Source organism: Flavobacterium granuli, from assembly GCF_031456055.1.
Classification (GTDB): Bacteria; Bacteroidota; Bacteroidia; order Flavobacteriales; family Flavobacteriaceae; genus Flavobacterium; species Flavobacterium granuli_A.
On the sequence record NZ_JAVDTX010000002.1, the window covers coordinates 648,190 to 669,650 of the forward strand.

Consider the following 21,461-nt stretch of genomic DNA (forward strand, 5'->3'; position numbering starts at 1 on the left):
TGAGTCAAAAAAATAAAAAGATATGCAGTCACGTAGAAAATTTATAAGAAACACAGGGATTTTATCGGCAGGAATGCTTGCTCTGAACACTGAAGTTTTTGCTTCAAATAATAATTCATTTTTCAGTCTTGCTCCAGATTTTGTGAGTCAACGTCCACCATTGGCACAACGCAAATTCACCAGTAAAGCCATTGAAGATACCATTGTTCGAATCAAAAAACAAATTGCCAATCCGGAATTGGCTTGGTTGTTTGAAAACTGTTTCCCAAACACTTTGGACACGACTGTCGATTTTGAAATCATAGACGGGAAACCGGATACCTATGTCATTACGGGAGATATTGACGCGATGTGGCTTCGTGATTCAACGGCTCAAATTTGGCCATATATTCCTTTTGTGAAAGAAGATAAAAAACTGAAAGAATTGGTAAAAGGAGTAATAAATCGCCAAACGAAATGTATTTTATTAGACCCTTATGCCAATGCTTTTTACAAAGATTTCAACCAAGTGAGCGAGTGGAAAAGCGATATTACCAAAATGCAACCCGGAATTCATGAGCGCAAATGGGAAATAGACAGTTTGTGTTACCCAGTTCGCTTGGCACATGGCTACTGGAAAGAAACTGGAGACATTTCGATGTTTGACGAAAATTGGAAAAAAGCCATGCATTTAGTTTTACAAACGTTCAAAGAACAACAACGTTGGACAGACAAAGGACCTTACACCTTCCAGAGAACCACCGCTTGGGCAACTGATGGCGTTCCTTTATCAGGTTATGGTTACCCCGTAAAACCTTGCGGATTGATTGTTTCGACTTTCCGTCCAAGTGATGACAGTACATTATTTGGATATTTGATTCCTAGCAATATGTTTGCCATCGAAATATTGGGATACATGATTGAAATGTGTTCGACTTCCGCTTTGAAAGATGATGAAATTGTAAAAAAAGCAACCGAATTAAGAGCACAAGTTCAAAAAGGACTGAAAGAAAACGGAATCATTACTCATCCTAAATTCGGTGAAATTATTGCATTTGAAGTGAACGGTTATGGTAGTTTCCATTTTATGGATGATGCCAATGTACCTTCTCTATTGTCCTTACCTTATTTAGGAGCCGTAAAACCAGACAGTCCATTGTATTTGAATACTAGAAAAGTGGTTCTTTCAGACAATAATCCATTTTTCTACAAAGGAAAAGCAGCCGAAGGAATTGGCGGTCCACACACGGGAGCCGACACCATCTGGCCAATGAGTATCATTTTGAGAGCCATTACTAGTGTTGATGAAAACGAGATCCGATATTGTATAAGCATTTTGAAGAAAACCCACGCCGATACCGGATTTATGCACGAATCGTTCCATAAAGACGATGCAAAACAGTTCACCCGCAAATGGTTTGCATGGGCAAATACTTTGTTTGGAGAATTAATTGTTAATACAAGTAAAAGCCATCCAAATATATTGGCAGAGAAAAACATTTAGATAACTAAGTATGAAATGAGTATGACTCTAAATTGGTAACTAACACCAATGGAGATACGCGACTCGAGCTATAGCAAACAGGCGAAGCAATTACATATGAACTATAAAAAACAATAAATATCTACATATGAAAAAATCCTTATTACTATTGCTGATTTTTACGGGTGTTTTGTCTTATGCCCAACGAGCAGAAAACATTATCATCATAACGACGGATGGGCTGAGATGGCATGAGCTTTTTGAAGGAATGGATCAAGTAATTGCCAAAGACAAAAGATTTAATCAAGGGGACAGCACCTATATTTTTAATAAATACTGGAGTACTGATGTCAAAGAACGTAGAGAAAAATTGATGCCTTTTATGTGGTCAGTTACTGCTTCAAAAGGACAATTATATGGCAATAGAAATTATGGAAATAAAGTAGATAATGCCAATCCATATTGGTTCAGTTATCCTGGTTACAGCGAAATAATGACTGGTTTTGCCGACCCAGCCATAAATTCAAATGATTATGAACCGAATCCTCATGTCACCTTACTGGAGTTTTTAAACCAACAACCAAAACTAAAAGGAAAAGTGGCGGCTTTTGGTGCATGGGAAGCATTTGACAGAATCTTAAATGAAAAACGAAGCGGAATTCCCGTAGCTTCAGCTTTTGACAATGTAGGAGGGAATAGTCCAACTGAACAGCAGAAGCTGATTAATAATATGCTTAAGGATTCTTATAAGCCTTGGCATGCCGATGAGTGCTTTGATGTGTTTACGCAATACGAAGCCATGGAAGAATTAAAAACAAATAAGCCAAAAGTATTGTATGTTGCTTTTGGAGAAACAGACGAATGGGCACATGCAGGACAATATCGTTCTTATTTGGATGCAGCTCATCAGGTTGATGCTTGGATCAAACAAATTTGGGACTTTGTACAAAATGATCCGAAATATAAAAACAAAACCGTTTTGTTCTTTACAACAGATCATGGTCGTGGTGATAAGATAAAACAGGAATGGACTAGTCATGGTAGTTCTATTCAGGACGCATCCGAAATATGGTTTGCCGCTATGGGACCTGGAATTAGTGAGAAAGGAGAAGTAAAAATGGAAGGACAGTTATATCAACAGCAATTTGCCCAGACCATTGCTAAACTGATGGGATATACTTTTAAAGCAGAACATCCTATAGCTAAAGAAATAACAGAAGTATTGAAATAATAAACTTTTTTCGAATAATTGTTTTTTAATGAATCAATAATTTTCAGTTATCCAATAAGCTAAAAAAAAATCAGTCGGTATTTTGTTCATTAATTGAGTGCAGTCTTAGACAAAATTTCAACAATTAAATGCTTTTAATTTCAAAATAAATTTTCAAATGAATCGATTTTTGTTTTCAATCTTGACAATCTTAAATCTAGGACTTACACAAGCGCAAAATAAAACAGAGCGTAAACAAAATTTATCTGATCAGTCAACCAATGTTGATTGGTTGGTTACCCCAATTACTCAAAAAGCCAAAGTTTACACGGAAGAAAAAACTATTATCCTAAATAATGGACTAGTAAGAAGAAGTTTTCGAATTTCCCCCAATGTTGCTTGTACCGATTTTACCAATCTCACAAATGATCAACAATTGATTCGAGCAGTGAAACCGGAAGCAAAAATCACACTTGACGGAAAAGAATATGCCATCGGAGGATTGAGAGGACAGAAAGAAAATGCCTATTTACTACCGGAATGGGTTGATAAAATGGAAGTTGGAAGAGAAGATTTCACATTCGTGAACTATACAGTTTCGGATATAAAACCGTACATCAACTGGAAATCGACCAATTGGGCAATGAATAAAAAACAAGCCACCGGAAAATTGTTGGTTTTTGAATACGCCTCTTCCCTACCCGAAATGAAGGGTTTGAAAGTAAAAGTAAATTACGAATTATATGATGGATTACCATTGATTACGAAATCGATTGCAATTGAAAATACAACCCAAAAAGTTTTTAAACTTAACAAAGTGATAAGCGAAACCATCGCAATGGTGGAAGAACAAAGTGCCGTGGAAGGCAATCCCGAAAAGATGAGAAGCCAACACGGATTCTATATCGAAACCAATTATGCTTTCAACAACTCGATGAGTTATGAATTGAGCGACCAAACGACCCATTGGAAAATGGATTCCGTTTACACTTCGCAAGTGCATTATAACTACAAAACACCTTGTTTACTTGAGGTTTATCCCGATAAAGCTCCGGGGATTGAGTTAAAGCCAAACGAGGTATACAATTCGGTTCGCTCTAATGAGTTACTTATTGATACATATGACCGTCAACGTCGTGGACTGATGATAAAGAGAATGTACAGCACAATTGCACCATGGACAACTGAAAATCCAATTTTCATGCACTTGGTAAGTCAAAATGACGAACAAGTCCGCACTGCAATTGACCAATGCGCAGCTACGGGTTACGAAGCACTAATTTTGAGTTTCGGAAGTCATTTGAATATGGAATTGGACACACCCGAAAATCATCAAAAATGGAAAGCACTGGCATATTACGCTCATGGCAAAGGAGTTAAAATCGGAGGATATTCATTGTTCAGTAGCCGGCGCATCAGTGATGAAGATGATGTAGTGGATCCAAAAACGGGGAAACCGGGTGGCGCTTTTTTTGGAAATGCTCCTTGCTTTGGAAGTAAATGGGGATTGTCATACAGAGACCGTATCAAGAAGTTTTTCACGGTTACCGGTTTTGATATTTGGGAAAATGATGGCCCTTATCCTGGTGATGTTTGTGCCTCGTCAACACATCTCGGACATAAAGGTTTGGATGATTCACAATGGAAACAAATGGAAATCCAAAAAGAACTATATCGTTGGTTGAATGAAAAAGGAGTTTATATCAACGCTCCCGACTGGTATTTCCTAGACGGTACACACAAAATTGCCTTAGGTTATCGAGAAACAAACTTCTCTAGGTCGAGAGAACAACAACGCATTTTGAACCGTCAGAATATCCATGATGGAACGATTGAAAAATCGGCTTCAATGTCTTGGGGATTTGTTCCTTTGACTGTTTATCAAGGAGGAGATGCTTCGGCAGTTTTGGAACCTTTAAGCGAACATCTTAAAGATTACGAACAATTAATGGTTCAATATTATGGGGCTGGAGTTCAGGCTTGTTACCGAGGACCTCGATTATATGATACCGATGCAACAAAAGAATTGGTCAAAACTACAATCAATTGGTACAAAAAATATCGTGAAATTTTGAATTCTGATATGATTCAATTGCGTCGTGCTGATGGCAGGGATTGGGACGGGTTTGTACATGTGAATCCGACATTGAAGCAGAAAGCTTTTATCATGTTGTATAATCCTACCAAAGAAAAAATGACCAAAACAATCAAAGTGCCATTGTATTATACGGGTCTGACCGATAAAGCCATGATTCGTGAGAAAGAAAGTACAGTCAAAAATTACAAAATCAATCGTAATTATGAAGCTGAATTGACTTTCACAATCGAACCAGAAAGTTATACTTGGTTTGTCGTCGAATAACAAAAAATAAATAGGGATTAAATTGAATTTCCAAAAGGCTTATTAGCTTTAAAAATCTCTTAACTGTATCATTATAATTGAATTAATTCATCAAGAAAAGCATATTAGAATAAATAAAACTGACTAAAACTAAGTATAAAAAAAGAAAAATATTGGTTTTATGTTAAAAACTGGGTAACTGATATTCAATTTACTAATACGATTTAGTATTTCAATAAAAATTACCTACTTTTAGCAAAAATCTTAAGAAAATTAAAAAAAAGAGGAAAAATATAAAGATGGAAAAAAGATTTGCAATAGGAATGGATATTGGCGGTTCGCACATTACTGCCGCAATAATTGATTTAAATGATATGAAAGTCGTTGAAGGGTCTGTTTCTAAAGTTTCTTTCGATTCTAATTTACCAGTTAAAGTGGTAATGGATTTTTGGGAAAATGCCATTCGTTCTTTATGTGAAAAAACACAAGTGGAAAAATTATCCGGAATTGCTATGGCTATCCCAGGCCCGTTTGATTACGGAAATGGAACTTGTTGGATTAAAGACCAAAATAAATACGATAATTTCTACGGTCTGAACATAAAAGACTTGTTAAGAGAACGATTTGATTTTAATCAGGATTTTCCAATTGTTTTCGAAAATGATGCTATCAGTTTCGGAAAAGGTGAAGTTTACAAAAACACAGAAAATCTTTCTAAAAAAGTGATGGCAATTACTTTGGGAACAGGACTTGGTTCTTGTTTTATCGAAAACGGAAAAATTGTAAATTCAGGTGAAAAAGTCCCTCGCAGTGGTGAAATATGGGATCACCCTTATCAAAACGGTATAGCCGAAGATTCTATATCATTAAGAGGATTGCTTTCTAATTACCATGATTTAAGCGATATTCAACTAAATAAAGGTATCGAATTATATCATTTGGCTAATGATGGAGATGAAAAAGCAATCAAATCTTTTAATAAATTTGGGGAAGACTTAGCCGAGGTTGTAATTCCTTGGTTAAAAAGCTTTAATGCCGATATGCTTGTTATTGGTGGTAAATTAGCAAACGCTGGAGATTTATTTCTGAATGTTTTCAGAGAAAAAGCAAAAAACGCAGGAATTGAAATTGAACTTGTAATCTCAAGCGATAATGAAACAGCTGCTTTATTGGGAGTAGCCACTTTGCTTTACGAAGTTAACGTACAATAATACTTTCTGATTTTTAACAATCAGATTTAAAATAAAAAGAGATGACAAATCGTAGAAATTTTCTAAAAAAAACAGCCTTTGCATCCGCAGCAGTTGCATTGAGTTCCTTCAAAGGAATATCATCAGAAGGTGAAGAAACAATTATTGATTCTTCAAAAGTAAGAAAGCCTATTGTTCTTTCTACCTGGCGTTTTGGTCTTGAGGCCAATGAAGCAGCCTGGGAAGTATTGAAAAAAGGAGGACGTGCCTTAGACGCTGTCGAAACTGGTGTAAGAGTTCCCGAAGCCGATCCGAAAGAAAGAAGTGTGGGTTACGGAGGGCGTCCTGATAGAGATGGACGCGTGACGCTGGATGCCTGTATCATGGATGAAATGTCGAATATTGGATCAGTGGGATGTTTAGAATTCATCAAGCACCCAATATCTGTGGCACGTGCCGTAATGGAAAAAACACCTCACGTAATGTTGGTTGGAGATGGAGCTCTTCAATTTGCCTTAGCGCAAGGTTTTCCAAAAGAAAACTTATTGGTTCCTGATTCCGAAAGAGAATGGAAAGAATGGTTGAAAACTTCAGAATACAAACCAATTGCCAACATCGAAAATCACGATACCATTGGGATGATTGCGTTGGATGCTGCTGGTAATTTATCTGGAGCCTGTACCACGAGCGGAATGGCTTTCAAAATGCACGGACGTTTAGGCGACTCCCCTATCATTGGTGCTGGTTTATATGTTGATAACGAAATTGGTGCTGCAACTGCAACAGGGCATGGTGAAGAAGTCATTCGAATTGCAGGATGCCACTTAGTTGTCGAATTAATGCGTCAAGGCAGATCGCCACAAAAAGCCTGTGAAGAAGCGGTTTTGAGAGTGGTTAAACTGATGAAAAACAGAAAAAAAGATTTGAAAGATATTCAGGTTGGATTTATTGCTTTGAACAAAAAAGGGGATTACGGTTCTTATTGTGTTCAAAGTGGTTTCAATTATGCAGTTTATGATGAAACAGGTAACCGACTGATTGATCCCGAATTTTATTTGAAGCAGGCAAAGAACTAAATCAGGTAGCCTAAAAAAGCTCGATACAATGAAAAAATATCATATAGAAATTGCCTGTTTCAATCCAGAATCGGCAGTAATTGCTCAAAAAAATGGAGCAAATCGTGTAGAACTTTGCGATGAAATGATTGAAGGTGGAACAACGCCTTCGCCAGAAGCAGTGATTGCAACTCGTGAAGAATTGACCATTGACATGAACGTGATGATTCGTCCACGTGGCGGAAATTTCGTTTATAGCGATGCGGAATTCGAACAAATGAAACAAGAAATAAAAGAGTACAAAAAGTTAAAAGTTGACGGATTTGTATTCGGGATTTTGAACAATGATAATAGTATCAACGTAGAACGAAACAAAGAGTTAGTGTTTTTGGCAAGACCATTGCCTTGTACTTTCCATCGTGCTTTTGATGTGGTTACAGACGTTTACAATTCCTTGGAAACTGTTATTGATTGTGGATTCAAAACCATTTTGACTTCGGGACAAGAACCAAATGTGGTGGAAGGAATTACAGTTTTAGAACAACTGGCAAAAAAAGCAGGAAATCGTATTATCATCATGCCTGGTGGAGGTGTTCGTTCCTCGAATGTAACCCTGTTGAAAGAAAAAATGAATACAACATACTACCATTCATCGGCAATCACCGATGGAACAGAAATAGCCGATGGCAAAGAAATAAAAGCTTTGGTTACTAATTTAAAGTAAAAACACACTCATAAATATTTTGCTTGTGAGGCATTTATCATTTTAAAAAAGACACAAAATGAAAAACAGATTCAAGTTATTGTTTGCATCATTCGTATTTGCCAATACAGTTTCCCTTCATGCCCAAAATGATTTCAGTATGAAAGCTGACAAATCGGAGGAGGAAGGCTATGTTTGGACGAAAGATCCACTGGTAAAAGCCAACCTTGACAAATGGCAGGGTTACAAATTTGGTGTATTGATCCACATGGGACTTTACAGTCAGTTAGGAACGGTTGAATCTTGGGGATTAGCTCCTGAAGATTGGGTAACCAGAGACGGCTATGACGATTATTACAAATATGCCAACGATTACAGGAATACCAAATACAAATTAAATCCAACGAATCTGGATTCAGAAAAATGGGCAAAAATGTTCAAAGGTGCCGGAGCAAAATATATGATTTTTACTTCCAAACACCACGATGGATTTTGTATGTATGATTCGAAATTCACCGATTTCAAAATCACAAATCCTGAATTGCCTTATGCAAAAAACCCTAAAGCCGATGTGTTAAAAAATGTATTGGATGCATCCAGAAAAGAAGGATTGGCTGTAGGAGTCTATTTCTCAAAACCTGACTGGACAACTGAAAACTTCTGGTGGTCATATTATCCGCCAAAAGACAGAAACCCCACATATGACATTACAAAATTTCCAGACAGATGGAAAAGTTATGTACAATACACTCAAAATCAGTTGAACGAATTAACCACAAATTATGGAAAAGTGGATATTCTTTGGCTTGATGGATGTTGGGTTCGACCATTGTCAACCATTAACAAAAAAGTCGAAGAATTTTGTAAATATCCATACGATATGGACATCGACATGAAATTAGTTTCGGAAACGGCCCGAAAAAAACAACCGGGAATGCTGGTTGTAGACCGTTGGGTTCCCAGCGAATATGAGAATTATTTGACTCCAGAACAAAAAACACCTGAGCAACCTTTGAGCGTTCCTTGGGAAAGTTGCATAACCCTTGGAGGAGCTTGGGGATGGGTACCAAATGACCATTATAAATCTTCAAAAGAAGTAGTGCAATTGATGACCAGTATTGTAGTGAAAGGTGGAAACCTCTTATTGGGCGTTGGTCCTGATGCCAAAGGAGAATTTGATCCCAAAATTGAGAAAACTTTGGCTAGTGTTGGAAAATGGCTTGCGGTAAACGGTGAAGCAATTTACGATACCAAACCTGTTGCGCCATACTTAGACGGAAAAGTGGGTTATACTCAAAAAGGAAATGCGATTTACGGTATTTATATGCCTGCAAAAGACGAAAAAGAATTACCTGCCGAAATCACCATCAAAACAGATATGAAAGGCAGTTTAAAAGCTACTTTATTGAGCAACAAGCAAAAATTGGTTAGCAAAAAGACAGACAATGGAATCATAATAACGATTCCGAAACAACTCAGAACTTCTTTATCCAGTCAAGAAGCGGTAGTTATTAAAGTGAGTAAATAATTCTTTGGAAGAAGCTATAGAAATAATCAGTCAGTAATATAATTTTTTATTGACTGATTATTTTTTGTTACCATTTAAAATTATAAAAGATGAAAAAACAGTTATTAACAGTTTTGGGATGTTTCATATTTTTGTCAATGACAGCCCAGAAAGTAAGTGCTCCAGCACCTTATGGAGTTTTGCCTAGCGAAACCCAATTGCGTTGGCAGGAATTAGAACAATATGTTTTAGTTCATTTTACGCCAACAACTTTTCAAAACAAAGAATGGGGATATGGAGATGCTGATCCGAATATTTTCAATCCATCAAAATTTGATGCGAGTCAAATCGTGAACGCTGCCAAAGATGGAGGTTTCAAAGGAGTGATTCTTGTTGCCAAACATCACGATGGCTTCTGCCTTTGGCCTACTAAAACAACATCTTACAATATTAGCAAAAGCCCTTTTCGTGAAGGGAAAGGTGATATGGTAAAAGAATTTGAACTTGCAACACGCAGCGCAGGAATGAAATTTGGACTCTATTGTTCGCCTTGGGACAGAAATAATGAAGATTATGGAAAGCCAGAATATGTAACGAAATACCGTGATCAATTAAGAGAATTGTATTCTAATTACGGAAAATTATTCATTACTTGGTTTGATGGTGCCAATGGTGGCGATGGTTATTATGGCGGTAAAAAAGAAAAAAGAAATATAGATCGTTCAAACTATTACGGATGGGATACAACTTGGGGAATTTCCAAAGAAATGCAACCTGGAGCAGTAATTTTTGCTGATAATGGAGATGTACGCTGGGTAGGAAATGAACATGGTTTTGCAGCAGAAACCTCTTGGGCAACTTTTACTCCTGAGCCAATAGCTGGTAAAACTAAAGCCGCTCCCGGAGAAACCAATTCAGAAAAAGCGCAAGAAGGAACACGAAACGGTAAGTTTTGGAAACCTGCAGAATGCGATGTACCTCTCAGAAATGGTTGGTTTTACCACACTAATGAAGATAATCAGGTGAAATCAGTTTCGAAATTATTTGAGATTTATTGCAAATCTGTTGGAAGAGGTGGTTGTCTAGATTTAGGAATTGCTCCAGATACTAGTGGTTTATTACATCAAAATGACGTCAAAGCATTGAAAGATTTCGGAGATTTCTTAAAGCAACTGTATGCTGATAATCTTGCAAAATCAGCTGTAATTACTGCTTCGGAAATTAGAGGAGATGATAACAAATCATTCGGAACCAAAAATCTGACTGATGACGATCGTTACTCCTACTGGGCCACCAATGATGAAGTAAAAAAAGCCTCAGTAACTTTGGAATGGAAAAAAGAACAAACTTTTAATATCATCCGTCTGAGAGAAAACATCAAACTTGGTCAACGAATCGAGAAAATTGAAATTGATGCTTTTATCAATGGAAATTGGAAAAAAGTTGGCGAAGCTACAAGTATTGGAGCTAATAGATTGGTGCGTTTACAAAATTATATATCCACTTCAAAATTGAGAATTCGCATCGAAGAATCACCTGTTTGTATTGCTTTAAGCGATGTGGGAGTGTTTAAAGAACCTGAACAATTAGCAGTTCCAAAAATTAAAAGAAACAAAGAAGGTATGGTTTCAATAGTGACCGAAGTCCCAGTAAACCAAATCCATTATACCATTGACGGAACAGAACCTACTGTTCAATCTCCAGTTTACGAAAGTGCCTTTTCATTTTTGACTTCTGGAGAAGTGAAAGCCAAATCATTTGACACCAATATGAAATCTGGCGAAACAGTAATCCAATCGTTTAATGTTTGCAAAAAAGACTGGAAAATAGTTGCTACTTCTTTTGACAATCAAGAAAAAGGAAAATCATTGAATGCAATTGATGAAAATGAAGGAACGCTTTGGAACACCTCCGATAACACATCGGCAACAGCCTTACCACAATCTATTACTGTCGATATGGGTAAAGAAATGACAATCGTTTCTTTGTCATATTTACCGCGTCAAAACGGAACGGGTGGAATTGTGAAAAACTACCAATGGCAGACAAGTACAGATAATGTAACTTGGACAACAGTAGCCGAAGGTGAATTTTCCAACATCAAAAGTAATCCAGTAGAACAAAATATCGTTTTGAGAACTGCTGTAAAAGCTAGATATTTTAAATTCATCGGAAAAACTAGTGTGGATGGAAATTATATCAGTGCAGCTGAATTGGGAGTGAAAGGAGTAAATTAATTTGTGTCTTTCCGAAAAGTTAAATTCATTTCATATTGATTCATTTCAAAATCTAAAACTAGGAACATGTATATTTTAAAACAAAATATTGTCATACCGATGTTGGTTCTATCAATGATAGTTATGAAAGCACAGAATTCCTCAAAAGTCAAATTAATTACTCAGGAAAATATTTTTCCCGAGAACACTTTCCAAAGCTGTCACGCCTCTACTTTGGCAGAATTGAGCGATCATCGGATCATGGCATCTTGGTTTGCAGGCGATCATGAAGGTGCAAATGACGTTGCGATTTGGACGTCAGTTTTGGAAGATGGAAAATGGAGTCAACCCAAATCCATTGCCAACGGGATTCAAAATGATACACTCCGTTTTGCTTGTTGGAATCCCGTTTTATTCAAAAACAAAAAAGGAAAATTATTTTTGTTTTACAAAGTAGGTCCAAATCCGCGGGAATGGTGGGGAGAAATAAAGGTTTCGAACAACAACGGAGAGACTTGGGGAAAGGCCAAACGATTACCAAATGAAATTCTGGGACCTATCAAAAACAAGCCTATTCAACTCAAATCTGGTAAAATTATTTATCCTTCAAGCACAGAAAGCGTAAAGGATGATATTTGGAAAATCCATATAGAAATTAGCGACAGTAATGCTTCCAAATGGAATAAGATAGCTATCGACAATGGAGAATTTGGACTAATTCAACCTTCTATTGTGGAATACCCCGATGGAAGCCTTCAAATACTATGCAGAAGCCGACAAAATGTAATCGTCGAAACTTGGTCAACAGATGAAGGATTGACTTGGTCAAAACCTGCTGCGATTTCACTTCCCAATCCTAATTCAGGTATTGATTCTGTGATGCTTAAAAACGGTAGTCAGATTTTGGTTTATAATCCAATGATTTCTGGAAAAGACTGGTGGTTGGGACGCTCAGAATTGAGATTGGCCATTTCTAAAGATGGAAAAAACTGGACTGATATTTACACTTTAGAAAAACACGACAAAGGGGAATACAGTTATCCTGCAATCATACAGAGTGAAGACGGAAACGTACACATTTCATATACCGACAACAGAAAAAACATACATTATATTTCAGTTGATATTACTCAACTAACAAAATAAAATCATTTGATTTACAAATTGGCTAGGCTTAAACACTACAGGAAATTCCATAAAAAAATAGCTGTGATTTAAACAAAAATCACAGCTATTTTTTTTTTTAGGAAATCTATTTATTACTCTACTAAAATTTCATCAACAAACAACCAAGCAGATTGGTTTTCACCAGGATGACCCGCAGGACACTGACCTAGGTTTTTGGCCGTAACGCGCACAGTTTTTACTTTCTGTTCCGCAAATTTGGCCGTAAAATCTTTTATCTGCGTGTCTCTTTCTGCAACTGGAATAGAATTAGTTATTGTTTTTACTTCCTTAAAATTAATTCCATCATCCGATACTTCAAACTTCACCCATTGTGGTAAAAACACCCATTGTCCCCAATTTTGGATACAACCCAAAGTAATACTACCAACAGTTGTGATCGTTCCCAAATCAATAGTAGCAACCAAATCACTTCCATTGAATGCATGCCATTGTTTAGCTATATTTTTGGTTCCTCTAAAACCATCCGTTAGTGAATTGGCACCATTAGCAGGATAGTAGCGGCTAAAAGCATTTGCATACGTCACTGTTTTCCCTGTAGCTTTATTAAATGTAAATGATTGCTCTGCTGGTTTGGCATTCATCACTTTGTTGTTTAATGCCATGATAGCCTTTACTGTCATAGATGTATTCACTTCAAAAGGTTTTTCATACTTAATACTTCCAGTTGAAGGTACACTTCCATCGATTGTATAATAAATTACACCATCACTGTTCTCTGTTTCGAGAGCGATCGAAAGTTTGTTGTTTTCCACAATTGGCATAATATCTACTTTAAAATTCCCTTTGGAATAATGAAGCCCTTTTTGCTCAAAACCTACCAAATGAGGCTGCAAACGCTCATTGAAATTTTTCCAATTGCGCTGTTCTTTTGGAGACCATAATACTTCTGCCAAAGCTGGCATACGAGGAAGAATCATATACTCTGCCTGTTCCGCAGTTGGTATGTATTCTGTCCACAAATTAGCCTGTGAACCCAAAACTCGTTTGCCTTCCTCCTTAGATAATTCTGCAGGAATTGGTTCATAACTATACACTTTTTTCAAGGTATTAAACCCGCCAATTGCCAAAGGTTCAGTTTCTGGATCACCTTGATAATGGTCAAAATAGCAAGGAAAACTAGGTGTCATAATAACATCGTGTCCCATCTTGGCAGCTTCAATTCCGCCCTCTTCTCCTCTCCAGCTCATAACAGTGGCTTCGGGAGCCAATCCTCCTTCTAGAATTTCATCCCAACCAATCATTTTTCTATCTTTTGAAACCAAGAATTTTTCCATTCTACGAATAAAATAACTCTGCAATTCCTTTTCATCTTTCAATTGCTCCGTTTTCATTCTAGCCTGACATTTAGCACATTTTTTCCAGCTCGTTTTATCTACTTCATCTCCACCTACGTGAATATATTTTGAAGGAAAAATAGCCATCACCTCTGTAAGCACATCTTCTAAAAAAGCAAAAGCCTCATCATTGCCCGCACAGTAATTACTTTCGCCTTTACTAGCAAAGAAATTCCCTGATTGTCCGAAATTATTTTTAGAATTACAGGAAAGTTCCGGATAAGCAGCCATTGCCGCTTCAGAATGACCTGGCATTTCAATTTCCGGTACCACGGTAATATTTCTTGCTTTGGCATAAGCCACAATCTCTTTGGCTTGTTCTTGAGTATAATAGCCTCCATAAGTCGATTTACTTCTGTCTGCATTGAATTCTACCTCCGCCCAATTCCAAGATTTACCCCAATCATCTACACGCCATGCTGCTTGCTGGGTAAGTTTAGGATATTTTTTTATTTCCAAACGCCATCCGGCTCCGTCAACCAAATGCCAATGAAAAACGTTCATTTTATAAGTCGCGAGCAAATCGATAAATTCTTTCACCAATTCAGGTGCAAAAAAATGGCGGCTGACATCCAGCATCAATCCTCTCCACTGAAAACGAGGATAATCCTTAATTTCCATACTTGGAATCTGAACCAAATCATTGTTTCTTGTTGCAGGCAAGGTTTGCAATAACGATTGAACCCCATAGAACAATCCTTTGGATGTATTTGCCTTTACAAGAATTTCATTTGGATTTACACTAATTAAATACCCCTCATCCCCTATTTCTTCAATTTTATCAATGCTAAAAATAATCTTCCCTCCTTGGGTCTTATTATCTTTCAACTCATAGCCTGAGACTCTCTTTACATATTCTGTGAAAAAGTGAACCACTTTCTCTGTTTCTTTATCTTTTTTAGAAAATTTAATTATTGTTTTATCATCAATGACAAAACTGCCTTGTTTCATTTCTAAACTTACGGGTTGTGGGATGATGTGAACTGCCTGTTGCGCCCTCGATAATATGGAGGATAGCAAAAACGTTAATAAAATTATTTTTTTCATTATTTATGGTTTTTATTATTTTATATGAATCATTATTTAATCTTTTTTTTCCTAGACAAGAAAGATTTTCTTCTTAGATTTTACCTTATTGCTTTATCCAAAATTTCACAAAAAAACATAGCGTTATAACAAGAATTTCCTTTATTAACCTTCTGATAAACTGTAAGTTTTTAGTTAAATTTTTATTGTTTTAGAATTTGAAAGATATAATAACCAAAGTATATTTATTAATTCAATATTATCTTAGATTAATTATTATTTATCTTTGTAAAAAAACGAATAATGAAAATTGAAAAAACAAAAATCACATCATATCTAAATAGCTACATTTCTGTTATTTCTCGTGAAGATCCTTTTTTTCAATCTCCTTTTCATTCGCATCCAGAACTTGAATTGGTTTATATCAAAGAAAGTTATGGAAAGAGAATTGTTGGAAATTCAGTAGAACAATTTGTGTCGGGTGACATGGTATTTCTTGGTTCAGACATTCCTCATGTATGGTTAAATGACGAAATTTATTATAAGGGCATTAATACTTTAAAAGCTGAGGCCATAGTCGTTTATTTTAACAAAGACATCTTCGGTCCCATTTTTTACGAATTAAAAGAAACACAGAAAATAAACAATCTCTTTAATAGAGCTTGCAGAGGCCTATCTATTAGCGGAAAAACGAATGAATTAGTTGCCAAAAAATTAGAAAAATTGGTTCACAAAAAAAACTTCGAAATCATTATCGGACTTTTTGAAATTTTATCAATTCTTTCTGAAAGCAGCGATATTTCATTTGTAAATAATGAAGCTTACACTCCCGTGAATGACAGTGCCAAAAATGATCGACTTTCGGATGTTTTCGAATATGTAAAAAATAATTTCAAACAAGATATTTCACTGGATGAAATTGCCAAAATTGCCAATCTAACACCAACTTCCTTCTGCAGAATGTTTAAATCAAAAACCCAAAAACATTTTGTGGAATACCTTAACGAGATTCGGGTTTCCAATGCCTGCAAATTTCTGATTGAAACCGATATGGGTATGTCTGAAATTGCATATGAGTGTGGATACAAAACTGTTTCCAATTTCAATAAACTTTTCAAAAAACTGACTGAAACCACTCCAAAAGAATACCGTAAAAACACAGAAAACTAATTTCTTTTGAGTTTATAAAGGGCTTTCGGTATGCCTCACAAAATTTATAATACTATCTATAAAAAACAGAGTCTAATAATCTAAATATCTGTTTTCAGGATTTCTATTCTCTCATAAATAATATTCACAGTAAACATCGGGTACATAATTACTTAAACAAGATTATTTTTTCATTTCTCTTTACAGTGATAATAAATAGTTAATCTAGGATAATATTGAATTAATAAATTTACTTTATGAATTATACCTTTCGAATTCTAAAACAGTAAAAAATTAATAAAATCCGTATGGCATTATCACCTACTTCAGTTGTTCGAAAGAACGTTGATTCTACAGAAAATAAAAAGTGGTTATTTCCCTTTGTTTTGGTAACTAGCTTGTTTTTTTTCTGGGGATTTGTACACAATTTGGATCCTATCCTTATTCCTCATTTGAGAAAAGCCTTTAATCTTACGGATTTGCAATCTTCTTTGATAGATTCTTCCGTATTTATAGCCTATTTTGTTATGGCTTTGCCAGCGGGTTATATTATGCGAAAGTATGGTTATAAATCTGGGATCATTTTAGGACTGATTATGTTTGGCATTGGCTCTATTTTATTTGTACCTGCAGCCAATTCATTACAATATGTTTATTTTCTGGGCGCTTTGTTTATCATAGCTTGTGGACTTACTTTTTTAGAAACGGCAGCCAATCCTTATGTAACGATATTGGGACCAGCTGAAACAGCAACCAAAAGATTAAATTTTTCGCAATCCTTTAACGGACTGGCCGCTTTTATAGCTCCAGCATATATTGGCCCCATGATTTTGTCAGGGAAAAATTTGACTCAAGAACAGATGGACGCCATGAACCCATCTGAATTGCATGCTCATATTTTAGAAGAGGCAGCGAGTGTCAAAATGCCTTATTTAGTTTTAGGATTAATTATTTTGGCCGTGGCTGTAGTTTTTTATTTTACTAATATGCCCGATGTAAAAGATGAAGATAAAGAAGGAGTTGACGGTGCCAGTTTTGCAGGTGCCCTAAAATCGATGCGATTACGATGGGGAATTCTAGCGCAATTCTTTTATGTGGGAGCACAAGTTTGTGTGGCTAGTTTTTTTATAAAAATGGCAACTACTTCTGCAGGACTCTCAGAAGACACTGCTGCCAAATATTTAGGAGTTTTTGGTTTAACTTTCATGATAGGGCGTTTTGCCGGAACATTTTTCATGCAATACGTACAACCTAGAAAATTATTGATTATATATTCAATAATCAATATTTTACTTTCAATTTTGGCTATAATGGGTACAGGAATGATTGTAGTCTATACTTTAATTGCAATCGCATTTTTTATGAGCATTATGTTTCCGACTATCTTTTCTATGGGAATTGACGGACTTGGACATAATACTAAAATTGGATCTTCGTTGATCGTAATGTCAATCGTAGGAGGAGCCTTATTACCTCCTGTTTTAGGATTAATCTCGGATGCTACAGGAAGCATCCAAAACGGATATATAGTTCCATTGGTTTGCTTTTCAGTCATACTGCTATTTGCATTTAATGGACATAAAACAAATGAAGCTTAAATTATACTTAATATAATTATGGAAATGAAAAGATTAGTAGTGAAAATGCACCCGAGCGACAATGCATTGGTGGCTTTGATCGATTTATCAAAAGGAGAAAGTATTATTTTTGAAGGACAAACGTATATCCTTCAAGACGATATTAAAGCAAAGCATAAATTTTACACCTCAGATCTGAATAAAGGTGATGAAGTGATTATGTATGGTGTTTTGGTTGGGAAAGTACAATGCGATGTGGCCAAAGGAAGCTTGATGACCACCGAAAATCTAAAACATGCAGCTGAGCCTTACGGGTATCGTCAGACAGATTTTTCATGGCAAGCCCCAGATGTTTCAAAATACAAAGACAAAACATTTAAGGGATTTAAAAGAAAAGACGGTCGTGTGGGAACTGCAAATTACTGGTTATTTGTGCCAACCGTTTTTTGTGAAAACCGAAATTTGGATGTAATTAAAGAAGCTTTACATAATGAATTGGGCTATTCTGTAAGTGATAAATACACACAATACACCCATCATTTATTGGAAGCCTATCAAAATGGTGAAAATATTGATTCAGTTAACCTTCAACTTACACCAAATAATAATGCTAATCGTGTTTTTAAAAATGTAGATGGAATAAAATTTCTTAATCATCAAGGTGGTTGTGGAGGTACACGTCAGGATTCGGCAACTTTAAGTGCTTTATTGGCATCTTATGCGAACCATCCAAATGTGGGAGGTATTACGTTGTTAAGTCTAGGCTGTCAGCATTTACAAGTGCAAGATTTTGTAAATGACGTAAAGAAACAAAATCCTGCATTCGACAAACCATTACTGATTTTTGAACAGCAGCAAACCGTAAGCGAAGAAGCTTTAGTGGCCAATGCCATTAAAAAAACCTTTGAGGGCTTAATAGAAATCAATAAATACGAAAGAACAGCGACTCCTTTAAGCGAATTGTGTGTTGGTGTAAAATGTGGTGGAAGCGATGGTTTTAGTGGAGTTTCCGCAAATCCAGCCGTAGGATATACTTCTGATTTATTGGTAGCTTTGGGAGCTAAAGTTTTATTGGCTGAGTTCCCTGAATTATGTGGAGTAGAGCAAAATTTGATTGACCGTTGCACAACTGAAACTTCGGCAAAAAAATTCATTGATTTGATGCAATCCTACGATGCTTTGGCTCATAAAGTAGGTTCTGGTTTTCATATGAATCCTTCGCCAGGAAATATCAAGGACGGATTAATAACCGATGCAATAAAAAGTGCTGGTGCCGCCAAAAAAGGAGGAACAGCACCTGTAGTTGATGTATTGGATTATACTGAACCAGCAACAAAAGCTGGTTTAAGCTTGGTTTGTACACCTGGAAATGATGTAGAGGCAACAACTGGAAAAGCGGCTTCTGGAGCAACATTAATCTTGTTTACAACAGGATTAGGAACTCCAACAGGCAACCCGGTTTGTCCTGTTATTAAGGTAGCGACCAATTCCATTTTGGCTAAAAAAATGAGTGATATTATTGATATCGATTGTGGACCAGTAATCAGTGGAGAAAAAACCATTGAAGAAATGGGAGAAGATATTTTGGAGTATTGCATTAAAGCAGCTAGTGGCGAAATTATCCCTAAAGCAGTGCAATTGAACCAAGATGATTTTATTCCATGGAAACGTGGAGTTTCATTATAAAACAATATTATAATTTTAAAATATACAAATCATGTTTTCATTACAAAATAAAAAGGCGGTAGTAACAGGAGGCGGAAGTGGAATAGGAAAAGCTATTTCGGTTTTATTTGCCAAGCAAGGAGCCGAGGTCCATATTGTTGAATTGACTCAGGAAAGCGCACAATCAGCAGTAGAAGAAATAAAATTATCTGGTGGAAAAGTATTTTCGCATGCCTGCAATGTGGCCAATCAGCAAGAGGTATCAGCAACATTCGAAACTATTGGAGCCATTGATATCTTGGTTAACAATGCCGGAATCGCTCATGTGGGAAAAGTAGAAACCACTCCAGAAGCCGACTTTGACCGTATCATGAGCGTAAATGTGAAAGGTGTTTACAATTGTTTGCATATGGCAGTACCCCAACTAAAAATTTCTGGAGGTGGAGTTATACTGAATATGGCCTCAATTGCGGCTTGGGTAGGTATCCCAGATCGATTTGCTTATTCTACGGCAAAAGGAGCTGTAATGGCAATGACTTTATCAGTAGCCAAAGATTATATGGCTGAAAACATCCGTTGTAATTCAATTTCACCAGCACGAGTACACACTCCTTTTGTGGATGGATTCATTTCCAAGAATTATCCTGGTCAGGAAGCCGAAATGTTTGAAAAATTATCAAAATCACAACCTATAGGCCGTATGGCAAAACCCGAAGAAGTAGCCGCTTTGGCATTGTTTTTATGCAGTGATGAAGCTGGTTTTATTACCGGTTGCGATTATCCAATTGATGGTGGATTTATCAAATTAAATAACTAATAAAAAGTCGTTAATTAATCCAAATAAATTATTTAATTAGATGCGAAAATTAAATAATCTGGTTTTGATTAATAGCTCTTTTCGAATAAACAAAAAACCCTGATCTTGTGATCAGGGTTTTTTGTTTCAAATCCTTGTGCTAAATTTCAATTCAATTATTTAAAATTTGTTATAAAGAAAAACCCTTATTTGCAAAATCATATTGTATTATTTATTAATTTTAACCATAATCTACTGAAAACAAACAACATAAAAAAATATTTATTTTTTGACTGCTTCACAAAACATCAATAGAGTTATTTATCTTAAATTTTATCAATATGAAAATTCAAGCATTTTTTGTTAGTCTAAGAAACAGTTTTTTCACTCCACTGTTTTTGATTATTATCGCTCCGTCGGTTTGTGGACAGGAAGCTGCAACAACCAACCTTACCTACAATCAGGTTTCAAAAGCCGCTAATGTAATCGTATATCCTGCAAAAGGTCAAAGTCAGGATACGCAAAAAAGTGATGAGTACGAATGTTACAAATGGGCAAATGAACAATCCGGTGTCGACATCTTGAATCTGCCAAAAGTACAAGCTGCACCTGTTGATACCGCCCCTAAAGGTGCCGCTGTTAAAGGAGCTGCCAAAGGTGCCGCTGTTGGCGCTGCCGTCGGTTCTGTTTCAGGAGATGCAGGTGATGGTGCAGCAGTGGGTGCAATAGCTGGTGGAGTTGCAGGACGTAGACAATCAAAAAAACAAGCTAAAGCACAAACACAGCAAGCAGCGGAGGGTGCATCTTCAGCAGAGCTGGAAATGAAAGACAAGTTTGGTAAAGCATTTTCAGTCTGTATGGAAGGAAAAGGATATACAATCAAGTAGGCAGAAATAGTTATCTAAATGTAAGCTTTTGTAAAGCATAGAAAATATAAAAAGTACCGCTTTGAGCTACTTTTTGTGGATAAAACAGTTACGATTTAAAACAACAATACCCCTAGTAAATACTAAGGGTTCCATTTTCAGCGGAGAAAGAGCAC

General features: G+C 36.2%; 15 protein-coding genes. 14 read left to right on the top strand and 1 reads right to left on the bottom strand.

The window, feature by feature from the left end; all coding sequences use genetic code 11:
• The first annotated feature begins 22 nt into the window (after positions 1–22).
• The 9 genes from J2W95_RS06905 to J2W95_RS06945 all read left to right on the top strand — a co-directional run bounded on the left by J2W95_RS06905 (position 23) and on the right by J2W95_RS06945 (position 12,830).
• Entirely contained in the window at positions 23–1,483 is a 1,461-nt protein-coding gene (locus J2W95_RS06905; protein WP_310005322.1) for a glycoside hydrolase family 125 protein, read from the top strand.
• A gap of 127 nt (positions 1,484–1,610) precedes the next feature.
• Positions 1,611–2,693, top strand: coding sequence for a sulfatase-like hydrolase/transferase (locus tag J2W95_RS06910; protein ID WP_310005325.1), 1,083 nt, complete (start codon positions 1,611–1,613; stop codon positions 2,691–2,693).
• 157 nt (positions 2,694–2,850) lie between these two features.
• The gene (locus J2W95_RS06915; protein WP_310005328.1) at positions 2,851–5,034 is read left to right on the top strand and encodes an alpha-galactosidase; all 2,184 of its coding nucleotides are present in this window, start codon (positions 2,851–2,853) and stop codon (positions 5,032–5,034) included.
• A 278-nt stretch (positions 5,035–5,312) separates the two neighbouring features.
• Positions 5,313–6,224 carry an ROK family protein gene (locus tag J2W95_RS06920; RefSeq protein WP_310005330.1) on the top strand — a complete coding sequence of 304 codons (912 nt, stop codon included), beginning with the start codon at positions 5,313–5,315 and terminating at the stop codon, positions 6,222–6,224.
• Positions 6,225–6,265: 41 nt separating this feature from the next.
• Positions 6,266–7,279, top strand: a complete 1,014-nt coding sequence (locus tag J2W95_RS06925) for an isoaspartyl peptidase/L-asparaginase family protein (protein WP_310005332.1) — start codon at positions 6,266–6,268, stop codon at positions 7,277–7,279.
• 28 nt (positions 7,280–7,307) lie between these two features.
• Entirely contained in the window at positions 7,308–7,982 is a 675-nt protein-coding gene (locus tag J2W95_RS06930) for a copper homeostasis protein CutC (RefSeq protein ID WP_310005336.1), read from the top strand.
• 58 nt (positions 7,983–8,040) lie between these two features.
• Positions 8,041–9,489, top strand: coding sequence for an alpha-L-fucosidase (locus J2W95_RS06935; RefSeq protein WP_310005338.1), 1,449 nt, complete (start codon positions 8,041–8,043; stop codon positions 9,487–9,489).
• Between the two features lie 89 nt (positions 9,490–9,578).
• Entirely contained in the window at positions 9,579–11,705 is a 2,127-nt protein-coding gene (locus tag J2W95_RS06940; protein WP_310005340.1) for an alpha-L-fucosidase, read from the top strand.
• A 66-nt stretch (positions 11,706–11,771) separates the two neighbouring features.
• Positions 11,772–12,830, top strand: coding sequence for a sialidase family protein (locus J2W95_RS06945; protein ID WP_310005342.1), 1,059 nt, complete (start codon positions 11,772–11,774; stop codon positions 12,828–12,830).
• A 113-nt stretch (positions 12,831–12,943) separates the two neighbouring features.
• Here the strand turns inward: J2W95_RS06945 and J2W95_RS06950 are convergent, their stop codons facing one another.
• A complete protein-coding gene (locus J2W95_RS06950; protein ID WP_310005344.1) occupies positions 12,944–15,253 on the bottom strand; it encodes a glycoside hydrolase family 20 protein in 2,310 nt (769 codons plus the stop codon).
• A 282-nt stretch (positions 15,254–15,535) separates the two neighbouring features.
• On the opposite strand from J2W95_RS06950, the gene J2W95_RS06955 reads away from it, so the two are divergent.
• The 5 genes from J2W95_RS06955 (at position 15,536) to J2W95_RS06975 (ending at position 21,306) form a co-directional block, all read left to right on the top strand.
• The gene (locus tag J2W95_RS06955) at positions 15,536–16,402 is read left to right on the top strand and encodes an AraC family transcriptional regulator (RefSeq protein WP_310005346.1); all 867 of its coding nucleotides are present in this window, start codon (positions 15,536–15,538) and stop codon (positions 16,400–16,402) included.
• A gap of 287 nt (positions 16,403–16,689) precedes the next feature.
• Positions 16,690–17,979: an L-fucose:H+ symporter permease gene (fucP, locus tag J2W95_RS06960; protein ID WP_310005348.1), complete on the top strand. Its 1,290-nt coding sequence runs from the start codon at positions 16,690–16,692 to the stop codon at positions 17,977–17,979.
• Between the two features lie 24 nt (positions 17,980–18,003).
• On the top strand, positions 18,004–19,644 hold the full coding sequence (locus J2W95_RS06965) for a UxaA family hydrolase (RefSeq protein WP_310005350.1): 1,641 nt from the start codon (positions 18,004–18,006) through the stop codon (positions 19,642–19,644).
• A gap of 31 nt (positions 19,645–19,675) precedes the next feature.
• A complete protein-coding gene (locus J2W95_RS06970) occupies positions 19,676–20,440 on the top strand; it encodes an SDR family NAD(P)-dependent oxidoreductase (RefSeq protein WP_310005352.1) in 765 nt (254 codons plus the stop codon).
• Between the two features lie 320 nt (positions 20,441–20,760).
• Positions 20,761–21,306 (top strand): glycine zipper domain-containing protein, encoded by a 546-nt coding sequence (locus tag J2W95_RS06975; RefSeq protein ID WP_310005353.1) that lies wholly within the window; start codon positions 20,761–20,763, stop codon positions 21,304–21,306.
• The last annotated feature ends 155 nt before the right edge of the window (positions 21,307–21,461 follow it).

Coding starts and splice junctions, on each gene's coding strand:
- J2W95_RS06905 (WP_310005322.1), top strand. CDS start 23: ATGCAGTCACGTAGAAAATTTATAAGAAACACAGGGATTTTATCGGCA.
- J2W95_RS06910 (WP_310005325.1), top strand. CDS start 1,611: ATGAAAAAATCCTTATTACTATTGCTGATTTTTACGGGTGTTTTGTCT.
- J2W95_RS06915 (WP_310005328.1), top strand. CDS start 2,851: ATGAATCGATTTTTGTTTTCAATCTTGACAATCTTAAATCTAGGACTT.
- J2W95_RS06920 (WP_310005330.1), top strand. CDS start 5,313: ATGGAAAAAAGATTTGCAATAGGAATGGATATTGGCGGTTCGCACATT.
- J2W95_RS06925 (WP_310005332.1), top strand. CDS start 6,266: ATGACAAATCGTAGAAATTTTCTAAAAAAAACAGCCTTTGCATCCGCA.
- J2W95_RS06930 (WP_310005336.1), top strand. CDS start 7,308: ATGAAAAAATATCATATAGAAATTGCCTGTTTCAATCCAGAATCGGCA.
- J2W95_RS06935 (WP_310005338.1), top strand. CDS start 8,041: ATGAAAAACAGATTCAAGTTATTGTTTGCATCATTCGTATTTGCCAAT.
- J2W95_RS06940 (WP_310005340.1), top strand. CDS start 9,579: ATGAAAAAACAGTTATTAACAGTTTTGGGATGTTTCATATTTTTGTCA.
- J2W95_RS06945 (WP_310005342.1), top strand. CDS start 11,772: ATGTATATTTTAAAACAAAATATTGTCATACCGATGTTGGTTCTATCA.
- J2W95_RS06950 (WP_310005344.1), bottom strand. CDS start 15,253: ATGAAAAAAATAATTTTATTAACGTTTTTGCTATCCTCCATATTATCG.
- J2W95_RS06955 (WP_310005346.1), top strand. CDS start 15,536: ATGAAAATTGAAAAAACAAAAATCACATCATATCTAAATAGCTACATT.
- fucP (WP_310005348.1), top strand. CDS start 16,690: ATGGCATTATCACCTACTTCAGTTGTTCGAAAGAACGTTGATTCTACA.
- J2W95_RS06965 (WP_310005350.1), top strand. CDS start 18,004: ATGAAAAGATTAGTAGTGAAAATGCACCCGAGCGACAATGCATTGGTG.
- J2W95_RS06970 (WP_310005352.1), top strand. CDS start 19,676: ATGTTTTCATTACAAAATAAAAAGGCGGTAGTAACAGGAGGCGGAAGT.
- J2W95_RS06975 (WP_310005353.1), top strand. CDS start 20,761: ATGAAAATTCAAGCATTTTTTGTTAGTCTAAGAAACAGTTTTTTCACT.